Here is a 15556-nt window from a genome sequence, read left to right on the forward strand (position 1 = left end):
CCCGCGATGACCACCCCCCTCCCCATCGTCCTCGCCGGCGCCAGGGGCCACGGCCGCTGGCACCTCGCCAACATCGAACGCCTCCAGCGGCAGGGCGTCCTCCGGCTCGCCGGGATCTGCGAACTCAACCCCCTGACCGAGGCCGAACTCGGACCGTTCGCCGGTCAGCACGTCCAGCAGTCCTCCGACTTCGGAGCGCTGCTCGACTCCACCGGCGCCCGCGCGGCCGTCGTCTGCACCCCGATCCCGACCCACACCGACCTCGCCCTGACCGCCGCCCGGCGCGGCGTCCACCTCCTCCTGGAGAAGCCCCCGGCGGCCACCTTCGCCGACTTCACCCGGATGAGCGACGGCGTACGGGAGGCGGGCACCGCCTGCCAGATCGGCTTCCAGTCCTTCGGCTCGCACGCCGTGCCCGCCATCCGTGAGCTCGTCGCGGACGGCGCCATCGGGTCGCTCCGGGGGATCGGCGCGGCCGGCGCCTGGGTGCGCGAGGAGGCCTACTACAGGCGCGCACCCTGGGCCGGGCGCCGCCGGCTCGGCGGCGCCGACGTGGTCGACGGGGTCCTCACCAACCCGCTCGCCCACGCCGTCGCCACCGCCCTCGAACTCGCGGACCGGGGCACCGCCGCGGACGTCGCCGACATCGAGGCCGAGCTCTTCCGGGCCCACGACATCGAGGCCGACGACACCAGCAGCCTCCGCGTCACCACCACCGACGGCCTGACCGTCACCGTCTGCGTCACGCTCTGTGCCGAACGGGCCGCCGAACCGTACGTCGTCGTCCACGGCGACCGGGGCCGGATCACCTTCTGGTACAAGCAGGACCGGGTCCTCCTCCAGCGCGCCGGACACGGCCCGGAGGAGACCGTGCACGGCCGCACCGACCTGCTGGAGAACCTCGCCGCCCACCTCGCCGACGGCACCCCCCTCCTGGTCCCGCCGCACCGCACCGGCGCCTTCATGCGGGTGGTCGAGGCGGTACGCACCGGAGCCGAGCCCACCGCGCTGCCCGCCGACGCCTGGTACAGCGAACCCGCCACCCAGGGACCCCGGCGCGTGGTCAAGGGCATCGACGCCGTCGTCGACGCGGGCGCCGACTCCCTCTCCCTCTTCTCCGAACTCGGCGTCCCCTGGGCCCGCTCCCGCGAGGTGAGCGCCTCGTGACCACGCTCCGCCTCACCTGCGCGGGCCGCCCCGTGGGCCGCTACGGCCACCACCCCGACGCCCACGCCGGCCGCCCCTACCTGCACCCCGTCACCACCCTCGCGGGCACCCCCGTCACCGAGGAACGCCCCGCCGACCACGTGCACCACCTCGGCGCCTCCGTCGCCGTGCCCGACGTCGCCGGATACAACTTCTGGGGCGGGCGCACCTTCGTCCGCGGCCAGGGCCCCACCGTCCTCGACAACCACGGCGTGCAGCGGCACCTCGGGTGGAAGCTCCGCGACCCGGACGGCTTCGTGGAGGAGCTCGGCTGGGAGGCCGGCGGCAGCGAACTCCTCCGTGAGCACCGCACGGTGGCCGTCGTCCCGCTGACCGGCACCGCCTGGGCGCTGGACTTCTCCTTCTCCCTCACCAACCGGAGCCGCACCGCCCTGTCCATCGGCAGCCCGGCCACCAACGGCCGGCCCGGCGCCGGGTACGGCGGCTTCTTCTGGCGGGCCCCCAAGGAGGAGCAGGCACCCGAGGTGTTCAGCGCCACCCACGAGGGCGAGGAAGCGGTGCACGGCGCCCGGGCCGACTGGCTGGCCCTCGCCGGCGACGGCTGGACCCTCGTCTTCGCCGGGGCGACCGGGGACACCCGCCGCGACCCGTGGTTCGTCCGCACCGCGGAGTACCCGGGCGTCGGCTCCTCCCTCGCGGCCGAGGACCGGCTGCCGGTGGAGCCCGGCGCGACCGTCGTACGGCGGATCGTCACCGTCGTCGCGGACGGGAAGCTCGGCCGCGACGAGGCGGCGGCCCTCGTCCGCAAGGTGGTGACGGCGTGAACCCCGGACCCTGGACCGCCGACCTCGGCGACGGCACCTACCGCAACCCGGTGCTCAACGCCGACTGGTCCGACCCGGACATCGTCCGCGTGGGCGACGACTACTACCTCACCGCGTCCAGCTTCGGCCGCGCCCCGGGGCTGCCGCTGCTGCACTCCCGTGACCTGGTCAACTGGTCCCTGATCGGACACGCCCTCGACACCCTCGAACCGGCCGCCGACTTCGCGGTCCCACGCCACGACCGGGGCGTCTGGGCACCGTCGATCCGCCACCACGCGGGCCGGTTCTGGATCTTCTGGGGCGACCCCGACCACGGCATCCAGCAGATCAACGCCGAGGACGTACGCGGCCCGTGGAGCGTGCCGCACCTGGTGAAGGCGGGCAAGGGTCTGATCGACGCCTGCCCGCTCTGGGACGAGGAGACCGGCGAGGCCTACCTGGTCCACGCCTGGGCCAAGTCCCGCTCCGGGATCAAGAACCGGCTCACCGGCCACCGGATGAGCGCCGACGGCCGTGAACTCCTGGACGAGGGAACGACGTTGGTCGACGGGGACCTGATCCCCGGCTGGTTCACCCTGGAGGGCCCCAAGGCCTACCGTCACGAGGGCGAGTTCTGGATCCTCGCCCCGGCGGGCGGGGTGACCACGGGCTGGCAGGGCGCGTTCCGGTCGAAGGACTTCTTCGGTCCGTACGAGGAGCGCGTCGTCCTGGCCCAGGGCCGCACCGCCGTCAACGGCCCCCACCAGGGCGGCTGGGTCCGCACCCCGGCGGGCGAGGACTGGTTCCTGCACTTCCAGGAGCGGGGCGCGTACGGCAGGGTGGTCCACCTCCAGCCCATGCGCTGGGACGAGGAGGGCTGGCCGGTCCTCGGCGACGAGGGCGAACCCGTCCTCACGCACGCCAAACCGACCGCACCCCAACAGCCCGTGGAGGCACCGGCGTTCGCCGACGGCTTCCCCGGCGGCCGGCACGGCAGGCAGTGGCAGTGGACCGCCAACCCGCGGGCCGGCTGGACGGTCGAGCACGCCGGGGACGGACTGCGCCTCGCCTGCGTCCGCACCCCGCACGCGCACGACCTGCGAACCCTGGCGAACGTACTCGTCCAGCGGCTGCCCGCCGAGGAGTTCACCGTCGAGGTGGAGCTCGCCCTCGGCAGCGACGTACCCGGAGCCAAGGCCGGACTCGCGGTACTCGGCGACGCGTTCAGCTGGATCGGCCTCGAACGGGGCGAGGACGGCGCGGTGTCGCTCGTGCACCGGTACGCGGAGGGCGTCGCCGAACACGAGCGGGACGCCGCACCGGGCCGCCCCGCACCCGAGGGGCGGGCCCGGCTCCGCGTCGAGGTGAGCGCCGGAGCCCGCTGCCGCTTCCACGCCGACACCGGGGACGGCCTCCGCCCCTCCGGCCAGGTCTTCGCCGCCGAACCGTGGCGCTGGGTCGGCGCGCTGCTCGGCCTCTTCGCCACCGCCCCGGCCGGTACGGGCCCCGCGGGCACCGCCGAGTTCACCGCCTTCGGCCCGCCGCAGCCCGCCTGACCCGTACCACTGTCCGACCCGCACAGCCGCCGTACCCGCGCCACCCGTCCGACCCGCACCGCAGCCTCACCCGCACCACCGTCGTACCCGCGCCACCGCCCGTACGCGCACCGTCGCGCGTACGGGCACCACCGCACACCGGTCGCCCCGCACCACCGCACGTCACGCACCTTCGCACCGGCACCTCGCACACCACGCACCGCCCGCACCTCATGCACCGCCGCACGTCACGCACTGCCCGCACGGCCACACCCGCACCACACGCACGGAACGCCGCACCGCAGCACGGACACATCTGCACCGCACGTATGGGAGCCGCAATGACGCACCTCCGTACCTCGCGCACCTGGGGAAGCACGCTCGCCGCGGTGCTCGCCCTGGCCGGGTCCTTCCTCCTGCCCGCGAGCCCGGCAGCCGCGGCGGCCCCGCCATCCGCACCTGCTCCGCCAACCGCACCGGCCGGCGCGGGACCCTCCGCCCGGCCCAGCACCTGGTCCGACACCCCGCACGGGTTCGCCTCCCTGGCGGGCGGTACCACCGGAGGGGAGGGCGGGCCGGTCGTCACCGTCACCACCGCAGGCGGCCTGGCGCAGTACGCCGGCGCCGAGGGGCCGTACACCATCCGGGTCGCGGGCTCGCTGGCCGTGGAACCCTTCGGCCACGACATCGACGTGACCTCGGACAAGACCATCGTCGGCGTCGGGGACACCGCCGAGATCGTCCACGGCGAGCTCCACCTGAACCCCGGCACCCACAACGTGATCATCCGCAACCTCACCATCCGCGACAGCTACGTCGAGGGCGACTGGGACGGGAAGACCACGGACTTCGACGCCATCCAGATGGACACCGCCGACCACGTCTGGATCGACCACAACCGCTTCACCCGCATGGGCGACGGGCTGCTCGACATCCGCAAGGACAGCCGGTACATCACCGTCTCGTACAACCAGTTCGCCGACCACAACAAGGCGTTCGGGATCGGCTGGACGACGAACGTCACCACCGAGATCACCATCGACCACAACTGGTTCACCGGCACCAAGCAGCGCAACCCCTCGGCCGACAACTGCGCCTACGCCCACCTCTACAACAACTACGTCTCCGCGCAGGTCGCGGACGGCGACCCGGTGTGGACGTACGGCAACTGGGCGCGCGGCGCCACGAAGATGGTCATCGAGAACAGCTACTACCAGGACGTCCAGCACCCGTACCAGGCCGACGCCACCGCCCAGCTCGTGCAGCGCGGCTCGGTCCTGAGGCACACCACGGGCCGCACCGACGCCTGGGGCGCGGCCTTCGACCCGCACGCCTTCTACCCGTACCGGCTGGACCGCGCCGCCGACGTGCCGGCGCTCGTCACCCGCGACTCCGGCCCGCAGAAGGACATCGGCACCGACACCGTGCTGCGGGTCCCCGCCGACTACGCCACCGTGCAGGCGGCCGTCGACGCCGTGCCGCAGGGCAACGACGGCCGGATCACCGTGCGCCTGGCGCCCGGCACCTACCGGGAGCACGTCCGCATCGGCAGGAACCAGCCGTACGTCTCCCTCGTCGGCACCGGCAAGCGCCGCTCCGACACCCTGATCGTCTTCGACACCCCGCAGGGCGAACTCAAGCCGGACGGCACCACCCAGGGATCCACCGGCAGCGCCACCGTCCTGGTGGAGGGCCACGACTTCACGGCCGAGAACCTCACCTTCTCCAACGACTTCGACGAGGCCGCCGTGGAGATCAGCGGCGAGCAGGCGCTCGCCGTGAAGACCACCGGTGACCGCCTGACCTTCGAGAACACCGCGTTCCTCGGCAACCAGGACACCCTGATGACCGACACCCCGGCGCTCACCCAGAAGGCCCGCGTCTACCTCACCGGCGCGTACCTCGAAGGCGACGTCGACTTCCTCTACGGCCGCGCCACCACCGTCGTCGAGAACTCCGTGATCAAGGCGCTCAGCCGGGGCTCGGACACCAACAACGGTTACATCACGGCCGCTTCGACCTGGAAGGAGAACCCGTACGGCATCCTGATCACCCGCAGCCGGATCATCAGCGACGCCCCTCGGGACACCTTCCACCTCGGCCGCCCCTGGCACCCGAGCGGCAACCCGGACGCGATCGGCCAGGTGCTGATCCGCGAGACCTCACTGCCCGCCGCCGTCAAGGCGAGCCCCTGGTCCGACATGAGCGGCTTCTCCTGGCGGGAAGCCCGGTTCAGCGAGTACCGGACCCACGGTCCCGGCGCCGCCGTCACCACGGACCGCCCCCAGATGTCCCCGGCCGACGCCGCGCTCCACGAGGTGGGCGACTACCTCGCGGGCGAGGACGGCTGGGCACCGCACCGCCGGCGCTGACGCCCCCCACCTGCACGGCGTACACGGCACACCCGTACCCACCCACAGAGAAGAGCAGAACCATGACCATGTCGAAGAAGTACCGGGGGCGCGCCGCGGCAGCGGTCTCGCTGACCGCGATGCTCGCCCTGACGGCCACCGCCTGCGGCGACGACGGCAGCAGCTCCGGCACCGAGGGCAGCGGCAAGGGCGAGATCACCTTCTGGGACAACAACGGCGGTCCGCGCACCGCCATCTGGACCGAGATCATCAAGGATTTCGAGAAGGAGAACCCGGACATCAAGGTCAAGTACGTCCCGATCCCGATCGCCGACGTGCAGTCCAAGTACGACACCGCGATCGCCGGCGGCGGCCTGCCGGACGTGGGCGGCGTGGGCACCGCGTACCTCGCCAACATCGTCTCCCAGGAGGCGCTGGAGCCGGTCCAGGACCGGATCGAGAAGTCCCCGCTGAAGGGCAAGCTCGTCGAGGGCATGGTCGCGAGCGTCAAGGACGCCGGCGGCCGGGGCGACGACATGTACTCCGTGCCGACCTCCGCCAACAACGGAACGCTCTGGTACAGAACCGACCTCTTCCAGGCCGCGGGCCTGGAAGCCCCCTCCACCTGGGCGAAGTTCTACGAGGCGGCCGACAAGCTGACCGACTCCAAGAACAACAAGTTCGGCTACACCATCAGAGGCGGGGCGGGCTCCATCGCCCAGGCCCTGGACGCCGCCTACGGCCAGTCCGGCATCACGGACTTCTGGAACGGCGACACGACGACGGTCAACGACCCCAAGAACGTGGCCGCGTTGGAGAAGTACGTCGGGCTGTTCAAGAAGGCGACGCCGTCCGCCGACGTCAACAACGACTTCACCAAGATGGTCGCGCAGTGGGACACCGGCACCATCGGGATGCTCAGCCACAACCTCGGCTCCTACCAGGACCACGTGAAGGCGCTCGGCGACGGCAAGTTCGCCGGCATCCCGAACCCCGTCGGTGACAGCGGCACCCGCGTCCAGGTCTCCAACCCGGTCGACGGACTCGGCCTCTTCCGCAGCAGCAAGAACAAGACCGCCGCCTGGAAGTTCATCGAGTTCGCCGCCTCGCACGCCTCCAACAGCAAGTGGAACGAGTCGGCCGGCGCCATCCCCGCCAACACCGAGGCCGCCCAGGACCCCTGGATCAACGCCTCCGAGCCGACCGCGCTCGCGGCCAAGGCCCTCACCGACGGCTCCACCAAGATCGTGAACCTGCCCTACTACCTGCCCGACTGGAACAACATCAGCAAGGCCGACAACGAGCCCGAGTTCCAGAAGCTGCTGCTCGGCAAGGTCTCCGCGAAGGACTTCCTCGACAAGATCGCCAATGAGCTGAACGCCGCCCAGAAGGAGTGGAAGGAACTGGGCAACGGCTGATCCGCGCCCGCCCGTTCGCACCCCACCCCCTGCATGCCGGGGCCGGCGGCGGCCCGGGACCACCCACCGCCGCCGGCCCCCTCCATCCCGTCCCTCCATGTTGTCCAGTGAGGCAGGTACACCGTGTCACTCACCCGCAGACGGACGGCGGCCGCGCTGGCGGCCCTGCCCCTGGCCCTCGCCGCCACACCGGCGACGGCGAAGGGCACCGGACACCGCCCCCGCACCCTGCACATCGCCGGCGACTCGACGGCGGCCCAGAAGTACGCGGACGCGGCGCCCGAGACCGGCTGGGGCATGGCCCTGCCGTTCTTCCTCGGCCCCGGACTGCGGGTCGCCAACCACGCGATGAACGGACGCAGTTCGAAGAGCTTCATCGACGAGGGGCTGCTCGCCGCACTGCTCGTGGACGTCCGCGCCGGTGACTTCCTGCTCATCCAGTTCGGGCACAACGACGAGAAGACCACCGACCCGCTGCGCGGCACCGACCCCTGGACCACCTACCAGGACCATCTGCGGACGTACGTCACGGAGGCCCGCGCACGCCACGCCCGCCCCGTCCTGCTCACCCCCGTCGAGCGCCGGCGCTTCGCCGAGGACGGCACCGCCAAGCCGAGCCACGGCGAGTACCCGGCCGCGATGCGGGCACTGGCCGCCGAGGAACGCGTACCGCTGATCGACGCCCAGGCGCTCACCCTGGCCCGCTGGCAGCAGCTGGGGCCGGACGCCACCCAGGACTACTTCAACTGGCAGGCGCCGGGGGAGTCCCCCAACTACCCGGACGGGGTGCAGGACAACACGCACCTCCAGCCACGCGGCGCCATCGACGTGGCCCGGACCACCGCCCGCGCCCTCCTGGACGCCCGCGTGCTCGCCCCCGGCCAGGTGCGCCGGCTCGACGCCCCCGTCCCCACCGACTGGATCACCTGGCCGCAGCCATGACCCCGGATCTCCGCCCCACCGGACCACGGCACCACCCCCGGCACCGCCCGTCCCCCCACTCCGTCGCACACCCCACCCCCATCCGTCGCACCGAACGAAGGAACCCCATGCCCGCACGCATGCGTCACATCCGTGCCATCACCGTGGTGATGGGCTGCGCCTCCCTCGCCCTCGCCGTGTCGCTGCCCGCCCAGGCCGCCTCCCGGCCGCACGCGAACCCGATCGAGCGCGCCGTTCTGCCCGCCCACGACGGCTGGGCCGCCGCGGACGGCTCGACCACCGGCGGCTCGAAGGCGACCCGCGACCACATCTACACGGTGACCAACCGCGCGGAGCTGATCGCGGCGTTCGAGGACGCCGGCGACGCGCCGAAGATCGTCAGGATCGCCGGGACCGTCCACGGCAACTCCGACGTGAACGGCACCCCCATCGGCTGCGAGGACTACTACACCGGCGGCTACACCCTGGAGAAGTACCTCGCCGCCTACGACCCGGCGGTCTGGGGCACCGACGCCGTGCCCAGCGGCCCGCTGGAGGACGCCCGCGCCGCCTCCGCCGCCCTCCAGGCCGCGGCCGTCAACGTCGAGGTCCCCTCGAACACCACCCTGATCGGCGCCGGCGACGACGCCACCGTCATCGGGGCCAGCCTCCAGATCAAGAACGTCTCGAACGTCATCGTCCGCAACCTGACCTTCGAGGACACCTACGACTGCTTCCCGCAGTGGGACCCGACCGACACCGAGACCGGGGCCTGGAACTCCGAGTACGACAACCTCGTCGTCACCGGCTCCTCCCACGTCTGGGTCGACCACAACACCTTCAGCGACGGCGACCGCCCCGACTCGGCCCAGCCGCACTACTTCGGCACGGTCTACCAGCAGCACGACGGGCTCTTCGACATCGTGCGCGGCGCCGACCTGGTCACCGTCTCGTGGAACGTCCTCAAGGACCACGACAAGACGATGCTCATCGGCAACAGCGACAGCGCGGGCGCGACCGACCGGGGCAAGCTCCGGGTGACCCTGCACCACAACCTCTTCCAGAACCTCAAGGAGCGGGCCCCGCGCGTCCGCTTCGGCCAGGTCGACTCGTACAACAACCACTTCGTGTCCACGGCCGGCAGCCCGTACGGCTACTCCTACGGCATCGGCATCGAGTCCCAGCTCGTCGCCGAGCACAACGCGTTCACGCTCTCGGCGGACCACGACCCGGCGCTCATCCTGAAGAAGTGGAAGGAGTCCCCGCTGACGGCCGGTGACAACTACGTCAACGGCAAGAAGACCGACCTGATCGCCGTCCACAACGCGGGCGTTCCCGCCGAGCAGCTCGCCTCGGGCGCCGGCTGGACCCCGGTCCTGCGGACCAGGGTCGACTCGCCGCGCGCGGTTCCCGCGCTCGTGGACCGCGAGGCCGGAGCCGGCGGCCACTGCTGACCCCGTCCCGCCCGGGCTGCCGGCCGTCTGCGGTTGTCTGCCGGCTGCCGGCCGGCCCGGGCGGGACCTCCACCGGCGGGAGAGCGTGCGGACTGTGCGGGTCCGCGCCCTCTCCCGCTCCACTCTCCGGCCAGCACGAGCACGAGCGCGGTCCTGAGCACGAGCGCGGTACCGAGTCTCGTCCGTCCGCGGCCCGTGTCCGCTCAGCCGGCCGGCGCGAACACGCCGCCGCTCGCCGAGACACCCGTGTCGAAGGTGCTGTGCACCGTGAAGTCGTCGCCGCTCGCGTCCCGTTCGCCCTCCGCGTGGTTGTACTGCCCCGCGAAGGTGAGGGTGGTCGCCGGGGCGGTACGGCCCGGCAGCAGGGTCCAGCGGAACACGAGGAAACCGCCCTCCTCGCCGACAAAGAGCGTGTAGTCCTCCTTGTGGCCGGACGTCCACGCGTCCGTCTTGGTCACCCCACCGGTCAGCGCGACCCGCAGCTCCACCGTGAGGGAGGTGAGCGGCCGGGTCGCGGTCACCAGTACGTCGCTCTGCGCCCAGTACGCGTTGGACCCGGGGTCCACCATGCCCCGGGTGGACACCGGGCCGTTCGCCGCCGGGAGTTGGGTACCGCGGTCCCCGGAGAGGGCGGGCGCCGTCCCCGTACGACTCGGAGAGACCGCCACCGGCGGCCCGGAAGCGCCGTCGCGGGCCGTCCACGCGACGGCGAGCGGGACCGCCACGAGCACCCCGCAGACCGCCGCCGTCGCCGCCGCGATCCGCAGCTTCGGCATCGGCGCACGCGGCGGGCGGGCGATGCGTCCGGGCGGCGGGTCCTGCGTCATCCCGCGCTCGATCCGCGCCCACATCCGCTCGCGGTCCGGGCGGTGCTCCAGCGCCGCACCGCGCAGACGCTCCCGCAGCTCCTCGTCCATCAATGCCTTCCTCCGCCGGGCTGCCCCGCCACGGCCACCCGTGCCGGAGCCGGACCCGCCTCGGGGCCGAGCAGCCGCTGCAACTCCGCCAAGCCCCGGGAGGTCTGGCTCTTGACCGTACCGACCGATATCCCGAGGACCAACGACGTGTCCCGCTCGGACAGGTCGAACGCGTGCCGCAGCACGACGCAGGCACGCTTCCTGAACGGCAGCTTACGCAGGGCCTCCTGGACGTCCACCACGGTCGGTACGTCGGGATCCTCCACGGCGAACCCGTCACCGGCCCCGGAGCGCGGCGCCCAGAACAGCGCGATCCTGCGGCGCTCGCGCACCGCGCCCCGGATCCGGGTGCGCGCCAGGTTGGCGACGACCCCGCGCGCGTACGCGACGGGATGATCGGCCTCCCTCATCCGGTCCCAGCGGTGCCAGAGGGCCATCAGGGCGTCGGCGGCCAGATCATCGGCCGCATCCGCCTCGCCTGTCAACAGGTGTGCTAGGCGGGCCAGTTCGGCGTAGTGCGCCTCGAAGAACTGATGGAACTCGGCGGCAGCGGCAGCGTCGACCACAGTGCCCACGGGTACCTCTCCCTGCTCTCGAATCCCTGTACGCGAACCGCGTCGGCTGTGTACGTTCCCTCAGCGGCACCCAGGGGTGCGAGCGGTGCGAGAGCGTACCAGCGCACCTCGGAAGCGCTGTGAAGCGGGTGTCACTCCAAGTAAGGCGTAACACGGCGAAAACCTGAACCCCCTTTCGGCAGGGGAACATTCAGTCACTCAGCCCGCAGACCACTCACACTCCGAGGAGCGCCATGCCGGACACGCCGGAAGCACCACAGGCACCAGCAGTACCCGAGGCACCGGAAGCGCAGGCGGCACCGGAGACCGCACCGGCCGCAGGCCCGGCCGCGGCTCCCAGGAACGCGCTGGACCGCTACTTCGCGATCACCGCGCGCGGATCGAGCATGGCCCGCGAGATACGCGGCGGCTTCGCGACCTTCTTCACGATGGCGTACATCCTGGTCCTCAACCCGATCATCCTCGGCTCGGCCGAGGACAAGTTCGGCGCCCACCTCTCCACGCCCCAACTCGTCACCGTCACCGCGCTGGTGGCCGCCGTGATGACCGCGATCATGGGGCTCGGCGGCAACCTCCCGCTCGCCATCGCCGCCGGCCTCGGCCTCAACGCGGTCGTCGCGTTCCAGATCGCCCCGCTGATGAGCTGGCCCGACGCGATGGGCCTCGTCGTCCTCGAGGGGCTCATCATCTGCGTCCTGGTCGTCACCGGGCTGCGCGAAGCCGTGATGCGCGCGATCCCGCCCGCCCTCAAGCAGGCGATCAGCGTCGGCATCGGGCTCTTCATCGCGTTCATCGGCTTCGTCGACGCCGGGTTCGTCACCCGCATTCCCGGCGAGACCGGCTCGACGCCCGTACAGCTCGGCGCGGTCGGGCACCTCACCGGCTGGCCGGTGCTGGTCTTCTGCGTCGGCGTCCTGCTCACCGTCGCCCTGATGGCCCGCAAGGTGAAGGGCGCCATCCTCATCAGCATCGTGGTCAGCACCGTCCTGGCCGTCGTCGTCAACTCGATCGCCGACATCGCGCCGACCGCCTGGGGCCTGACCGTCCCCGAGGTTCCCGAGGACCTCGTCGCCGCCCCCGACTTCGGGCTCGTCGGCTCCTTCAGCCTCTTCGGCGCCTTCCAGCAGGTCGGCGTGGTCACCATCGTCCTGCTGATCTTCACCCTGATCCTCAGCGACTTCTTCGACACCATGGGCACGGTCGTCGGTGTCTCCCAGGAGGCCGGGCTGCTCGACGAGAAGGGCGACGTCCCGAACATCGGCCGCGTCCTCCTCATCGACGGAGCGGCCGCCGCCGTGGGCGGAGCCGCCTCGGCCTCGTCCAACACCGCCTACATCGAGTCGGCGGCGGGTGTGGGCGAGGGCGCCCGCACCGGCTTCGCCTCCCTGGTCACCGGCGCCCTCTTCGCCGTCGCGCTCTTCCTCACCCCGCTGGCCACCGTCGTCCCGGCCCAGGCCGCGGCCCCGGCGCTCATCGCGGTCGGCTTCCTGCTGATGGCTCAGGTCCGCCACATCGAGTGGGAGAGTTACGAGATCGCCATCCCGGCGTTCCTGACGATCGCCGTCATGCCGTTCACGTACTCCATCACCAACGGCATCGGCGCGGGCTTCCTCGCCTACGTCGTGATCAAGGCGGCCCTCGGCAAGGCGCGGGAGGTCCACTGGCTGCTCTGGGCCACCTCGGCCCTGTTCGTGGTGTACTTCGCGATCGACCCGATCGAGCAGCTGCTCGGCGTGAAGTGAGCCCCGGACGCACAGTCGGCTGACCCGGTGGCGGGCGTCCGTGCCGAGGACGGACCCCGCCGCCGGTCATGCCGGTGAAGTCGGTTATGGTGCCTTCCGCTCCGAACGCCCGTCCAAGGGCGCCGTCTTCCGTGTTCCGGCCGCGCTCCGACCACGCCCGGAACGGCTCACGGCCGGAGGCACGAAACCGAATGGGGTGGGGGATTGTCCAAGCACCGTTTGTCCAAGAAGGGCCGCTACATCGCCTGGGGGGCGGCGGCCGCGGTCGCCGTCGCGGGGTCCGGGGCCGTGGCCCAGACCTCGATGGCGGCCACCACCTGGCCCGCGCAGAAGACGTTTACGGGCCAGGCGTTCGACACCTGTACCGCGCCGTCGCTCGCCGCGATGAAGGCGTGGAAGGCCGACAAGTTCTACGGCGGCGCCGCCGTCTACATCGGGGGCAGGAACCGGGGCTGCGCCCAGCCCAACCTGACCTCCTCCTGGGTGAAGTCGGTCAACTCCGCGGGCTGGAAGCTCATCCCGCTCTACGTGGGCGCCCAGCCGCCGTGCCAGAAGAGCTCGAACCCGGAGAAGCTGACCGCTTCCACGGCGGCCTCCCTCGGCGTCAAGGACGGCAACGACGCGGTCGCCAAGGCCGCGGCGCTCGGCATGAAGCCCGGCAGCCCGGTCTACCTCGACATGGAGCCGTACACGATCACGGACAAGGCGTGCAACGACGCGGTCCTGACCTACGTGCGCTCGTTCACCAAGACCCTGCGCGCCAAGACCTACCGGGGCGGGTTCTACGGCTTCAGCAGCTCCAGCGCCAAGGCGATCGCCACGGCGACCAACAGGACCGACCTGCCGGGCAACCTCTGGTACGCCCTCTGGGACGGCAAGTCCACCACCACGACCGACTGGCCGTGGAGCAAGACGCTCTACACCGACCACAGCCGGGCCCACCAGTACAAGGTCAACAGCAAGGAGACGCGCGGCGGCTACACCCTCACCGTCGACCGCGACGCCTGGGACGCCCCGGTCGCCCTCGTCGGCTGACCCGCACGACCCGCACCGTACGGAGAACGGGCCGGCCCCGCACCAGAGGGCCGGCCCGTGCTCGCTCCGCGAGCGCACTGCTCGCTCCGCGACGTCCGTGCTCACTCCGCGAGCGCAGCCTTCATCATCTTCCGCGCGATGGGCGCGGCCAGGCCGTTGCCGCTGACCTCGGAGCGGGCCGCCCCCGAGTCCTCCACGACCACGGCGACCGCCACCTCCTTGCCGGAGGAGTCGTCCTTCGCGTACGAGGTGAACCAGGCGTACGGGGTGTTCCCGTTGTCCACGCCGTTCTGGGCCGTACCCGTCTTGCCGCCCACCTCGGCGCCGTCGATCCGCGCGTTGGTGCCCGTACCGTCCTCGACCACCGTCACCATCGCGCTGCGCAACTGGGCGGCGGTCCGCTCCGACACCACGCGCTCGGTGTCGCCGTCCGCGTACTCCTGGAGCGGCGAGCCCTTGGCGTCGGTCACCGAGGAGACCATGTGCGGGGCGGCCAGCTCACCGTCGTTGGCGAGGGCCGCGGAGACCATCGCCATCTGCATCGGGGTGGCCGTCACCTCGAACTGGCCGATGCCGGTGAGCGCGGTCTGCGCGCTGTCCATCTTCTCCGGGTACACGCTCGCCGAGGCGCGCACCGGCACGTCGAGCTTCTCCACGTCGAACCCGAACTTCTCCGCCATCGCCCGCAGCTTCTCCTGGCCGAGGTCGGCCGCCACCTTGGCGAAGACGTTGTTGCAGGAGTACTGGAGCGCGGTGCGCAGGGTGGCGTTCTCGCAGGGCGCGGAGGCGCTCTCGTTCCTCAGGACGGTCGTCGTGCCGGGCAGGGTGAAGGGGTCGGGGCTGTCGGTGACCTGGTCCACGGAGTCGTACAGGCCGTTCTCCAGCGCGGCCGAAGCCACCACCAGCTTGAACGTGGAACCCGGCGCCAGCGGCTGTCGCAGCGCGCGGTTGACCAGCGGCTTGTCGGGGTCGTCCAGCAGTTTCCGCCAGGCGTCCCCGTCCGTGGTTCCGCTGATCGTCGAGGGGTCGTACGACGGGGTGGAGACCATGCCGAGGATCCGGCCGGTCTTCGGGTCCATCGCGACCGCCGCGCCCTTGTCGTCGCCGAGCGCCTCGTACGCGGCTTTCTGCACGTCCGGATCGATCGTCGTCAGCACGTCGCCCGGCTTGGCCTGCTCGCCGGTGATCACGCCGGCCGGGTTCTTCAGCCGGTCGTCCGTGCCGTCGAGCACCGAGCCGTAGATGCCCTCCAGCTGGGTGGCGCCGTACGCCTGCGAGCCGTAGCCGGTGACGGCGGCATAGAGCGCGCCGTTCTCGTAGGTGCGCCTGTACGCGAGATCTCCGCTCTCCGTCCTCTGCGATCCGGTGACCGAGGAGCCGGCCACGATGATGTCACCGAGCGGCTGCGCGTACTGCGCGATGGTGTTCCGCCGGTTGTTGTCGTTCTCCGCGAGTGCCTTCGCGTCGTACACCTGCACCCAGCTCGCCCGCGCCAGCAGCGCGAGCACCAGGAGCAGGCAGAAGACCGAAGTGCGCCTGATCGTCTTGTTCATCCCGATGGGGGACGAGCGGGGGAGCGGCGGATGTTCCCGGTTGTGCCGCTTCTCACCGATTTCTCAGGCGGCTCGTGGGGTTCTC

General features: G+C 71.6%; 12 protein-coding genes. 9 read left to right on the plus strand and 3 right to left on the minus strand.

The genetic code is table 11. From position 1 onward, the window contains the following. The first annotated feature begins 6 nt into the window (after positions 1 to 6). The 7 genes from ACWCSV_RS03415 to ACWCSV_RS03445 all read left to right on the plus strand — a co-directional run bounded on the left by ACWCSV_RS03415 (position 7) and on the right by ACWCSV_RS03445 (position 9649). Complete coding sequence (locus ACWCSV_RS03415) at positions 7 to 1167, plus strand: Gfo/Idh/MocA family protein (RefSeq protein WP_451138146.1); 1161 nt, start codon at positions 7 to 9, stop codon at positions 1165 to 1167. After that, on the plus strand, positions 1164 to 1991 hold the full coding sequence (locus ACWCSV_RS03420) for a DUF6807 domain-containing protein (RefSeq protein ID WP_451138147.1): 828 nt from the start codon (positions 1164 to 1166) through the stop codon (positions 1989 to 1991). Before ACWCSV_RS03415 ends, ACWCSV_RS03420 begins: the two co-directional genes overlap by 4 nt. Then, entirely contained in the window at positions 1988 to 3526 is a 1539-nt protein-coding gene (locus tag ACWCSV_RS03425; RefSeq protein ID WP_451138148.1) for a family 43 glycosylhydrolase, read from the plus strand. The genes ACWCSV_RS03420 and ACWCSV_RS03425 overlap by 4 nt, the downstream gene beginning before the upstream one ends. Positions 3527 to 3846: 320 nt before the next feature. After that, complete coding sequence (locus tag ACWCSV_RS03430; protein WP_451138149.1) at positions 3847 to 5877, plus strand: pectinesterase family protein; 2031 nt, start codon at positions 3847 to 3849, stop codon at positions 5875 to 5877. Positions 5878 to 5939: 62 nt separating this feature from the next. Next, entirely contained in the window at positions 5940 to 7274 is a 1335-nt protein-coding gene (locus tag ACWCSV_RS03435; protein ID WP_451138150.1) for an ABC transporter substrate-binding protein, read from the plus strand. 123 nt (positions 7275 to 7397) lie between these two features. Further along, positions 7398 to 8216 carry a rhamnogalacturonan acetylesterase gene (locus ACWCSV_RS03440; protein WP_451138151.1) on the plus strand — a complete coding sequence of 273 codons (819 nt, stop codon included), beginning with the start codon at positions 7398 to 7400 and terminating at the stop codon, positions 8214 to 8216. A 107-nt stretch (positions 8217 to 8323) separates the two neighbouring features. Beyond that, positions 8324 to 9649, plus strand: coding sequence for a pectate lyase family protein (locus ACWCSV_RS03445; RefSeq protein ID WP_451138152.1), 1326 nt, complete (start codon positions 8324 to 8326; stop codon positions 9647 to 9649). Between the two features lie 203 nt (positions 9650 to 9852). On the opposite strand, the gene ACWCSV_RS03450 is transcribed toward ACWCSV_RS03445, so the two are convergent. Both ACWCSV_RS03450 and ACWCSV_RS03455 read right to left on the minus strand, forming a co-directional pair. Further along, positions 9853 to 10566, minus strand: a complete 714-nt coding sequence (locus tag ACWCSV_RS03450; protein ID WP_451138153.1) for a hypothetical protein — start codon at positions 10564 to 10566, stop codon at positions 9853 to 9855. Then, positions 10566 to 11141: a SigE family RNA polymerase sigma factor gene (locus ACWCSV_RS03455; protein WP_451138154.1), complete on the minus strand. Its 576-nt coding sequence runs from the start codon at positions 11139 to 11141 to the stop codon at positions 10566 to 10568. Before ACWCSV_RS03455 ends, ACWCSV_RS03450 begins: the two co-directional genes overlap by 1 nt. 233 nt (positions 11142 to 11374) lie before the next feature. Between ACWCSV_RS03455 and ACWCSV_RS03460 the strand changes: the two genes are divergently transcribed. Then, the gene (locus tag ACWCSV_RS03460) at positions 11375 to 12883 is read left to right on the plus strand and encodes an NCS2 family permease (RefSeq protein WP_451138155.1); all 1509 of its coding nucleotides are present in this window, start codon (positions 11375 to 11377) and stop codon (positions 12881 to 12883) included. 204 nt (positions 12884 to 13087) lie between these two features. Next, the gene (locus ACWCSV_RS03465; protein WP_451138156.1) at positions 13088 to 13918 is read left to right on the plus strand and encodes a glycoside hydrolase domain-containing protein; all 831 of its coding nucleotides are present in this window, start codon (positions 13088 to 13090) and stop codon (positions 13916 to 13918) included. Positions 13919 to 14019: 101 nt separating this feature from the next. On the opposite strand, the gene ACWCSV_RS03470 is transcribed toward ACWCSV_RS03465, so the two are convergent. Then, a complete protein-coding gene (locus ACWCSV_RS03470) occupies positions 14020 to 15471 on the minus strand; it encodes a peptidoglycan D,D-transpeptidase FtsI family protein (protein ID WP_451138157.1) in 1452 nt (483 codons plus the stop codon). Between the last annotated feature and the right edge of the window lie 85 nt (positions 15472 to 15556).

It is taken from the genome of Streptomyces sp. NPDC001770 (assembly GCF_053596135.1).

What these genes read in the sequence shown, in the direction of transcription:
- ACWCSV_RS03415 (WP_451138146.1), top strand. Translation starts at nt 7, where the DNA reads ATGACCACCCCCCTCCCCATCGTCCTCGCCGGCGCCAGGGGCCACGGC.
- ACWCSV_RS03430 (WP_451138149.1), top strand. Translation starts at nt 3,847, where the DNA reads ATGACGCACCTCCGTACCTCGCGCACCTGGGGAAGCACGCTCGCCGCG.
- ACWCSV_RS03435 (WP_451138150.1), top strand. Translation starts at nt 5,940, where the DNA reads ATGACCATGTCGAAGAAGTACCGGGGGCGCGCCGCGGCAGCGGTCTCG.
- ACWCSV_RS03445 (WP_451138152.1), top strand. Translation starts at nt 8,324, where the DNA reads ATGCCCGCACGCATGCGTCACATCCGTGCCATCACCGTGGTGATGGGC.
- ACWCSV_RS03450 (WP_451138153.1), bottom strand. Translation starts at nt 10,566, where the DNA reads ATGGACGAGGAGCTGCGGGAGCGTCTGCGCGGTGCGGCGCTGGAGCAC.
- ACWCSV_RS03460 (WP_451138155.1), top strand. Translation starts at nt 11,375, where the DNA reads ATGCCGGACACGCCGGAAGCACCACAGGCACCAGCAGTACCCGAGGCA.
- ACWCSV_RS03470 (WP_451138157.1), bottom strand. Translation starts at nt 15,471, where the DNA reads ATGAACAAGACGATCAGGCGCACTTCGGTCTTCTGCCTGCTCCTGGTG.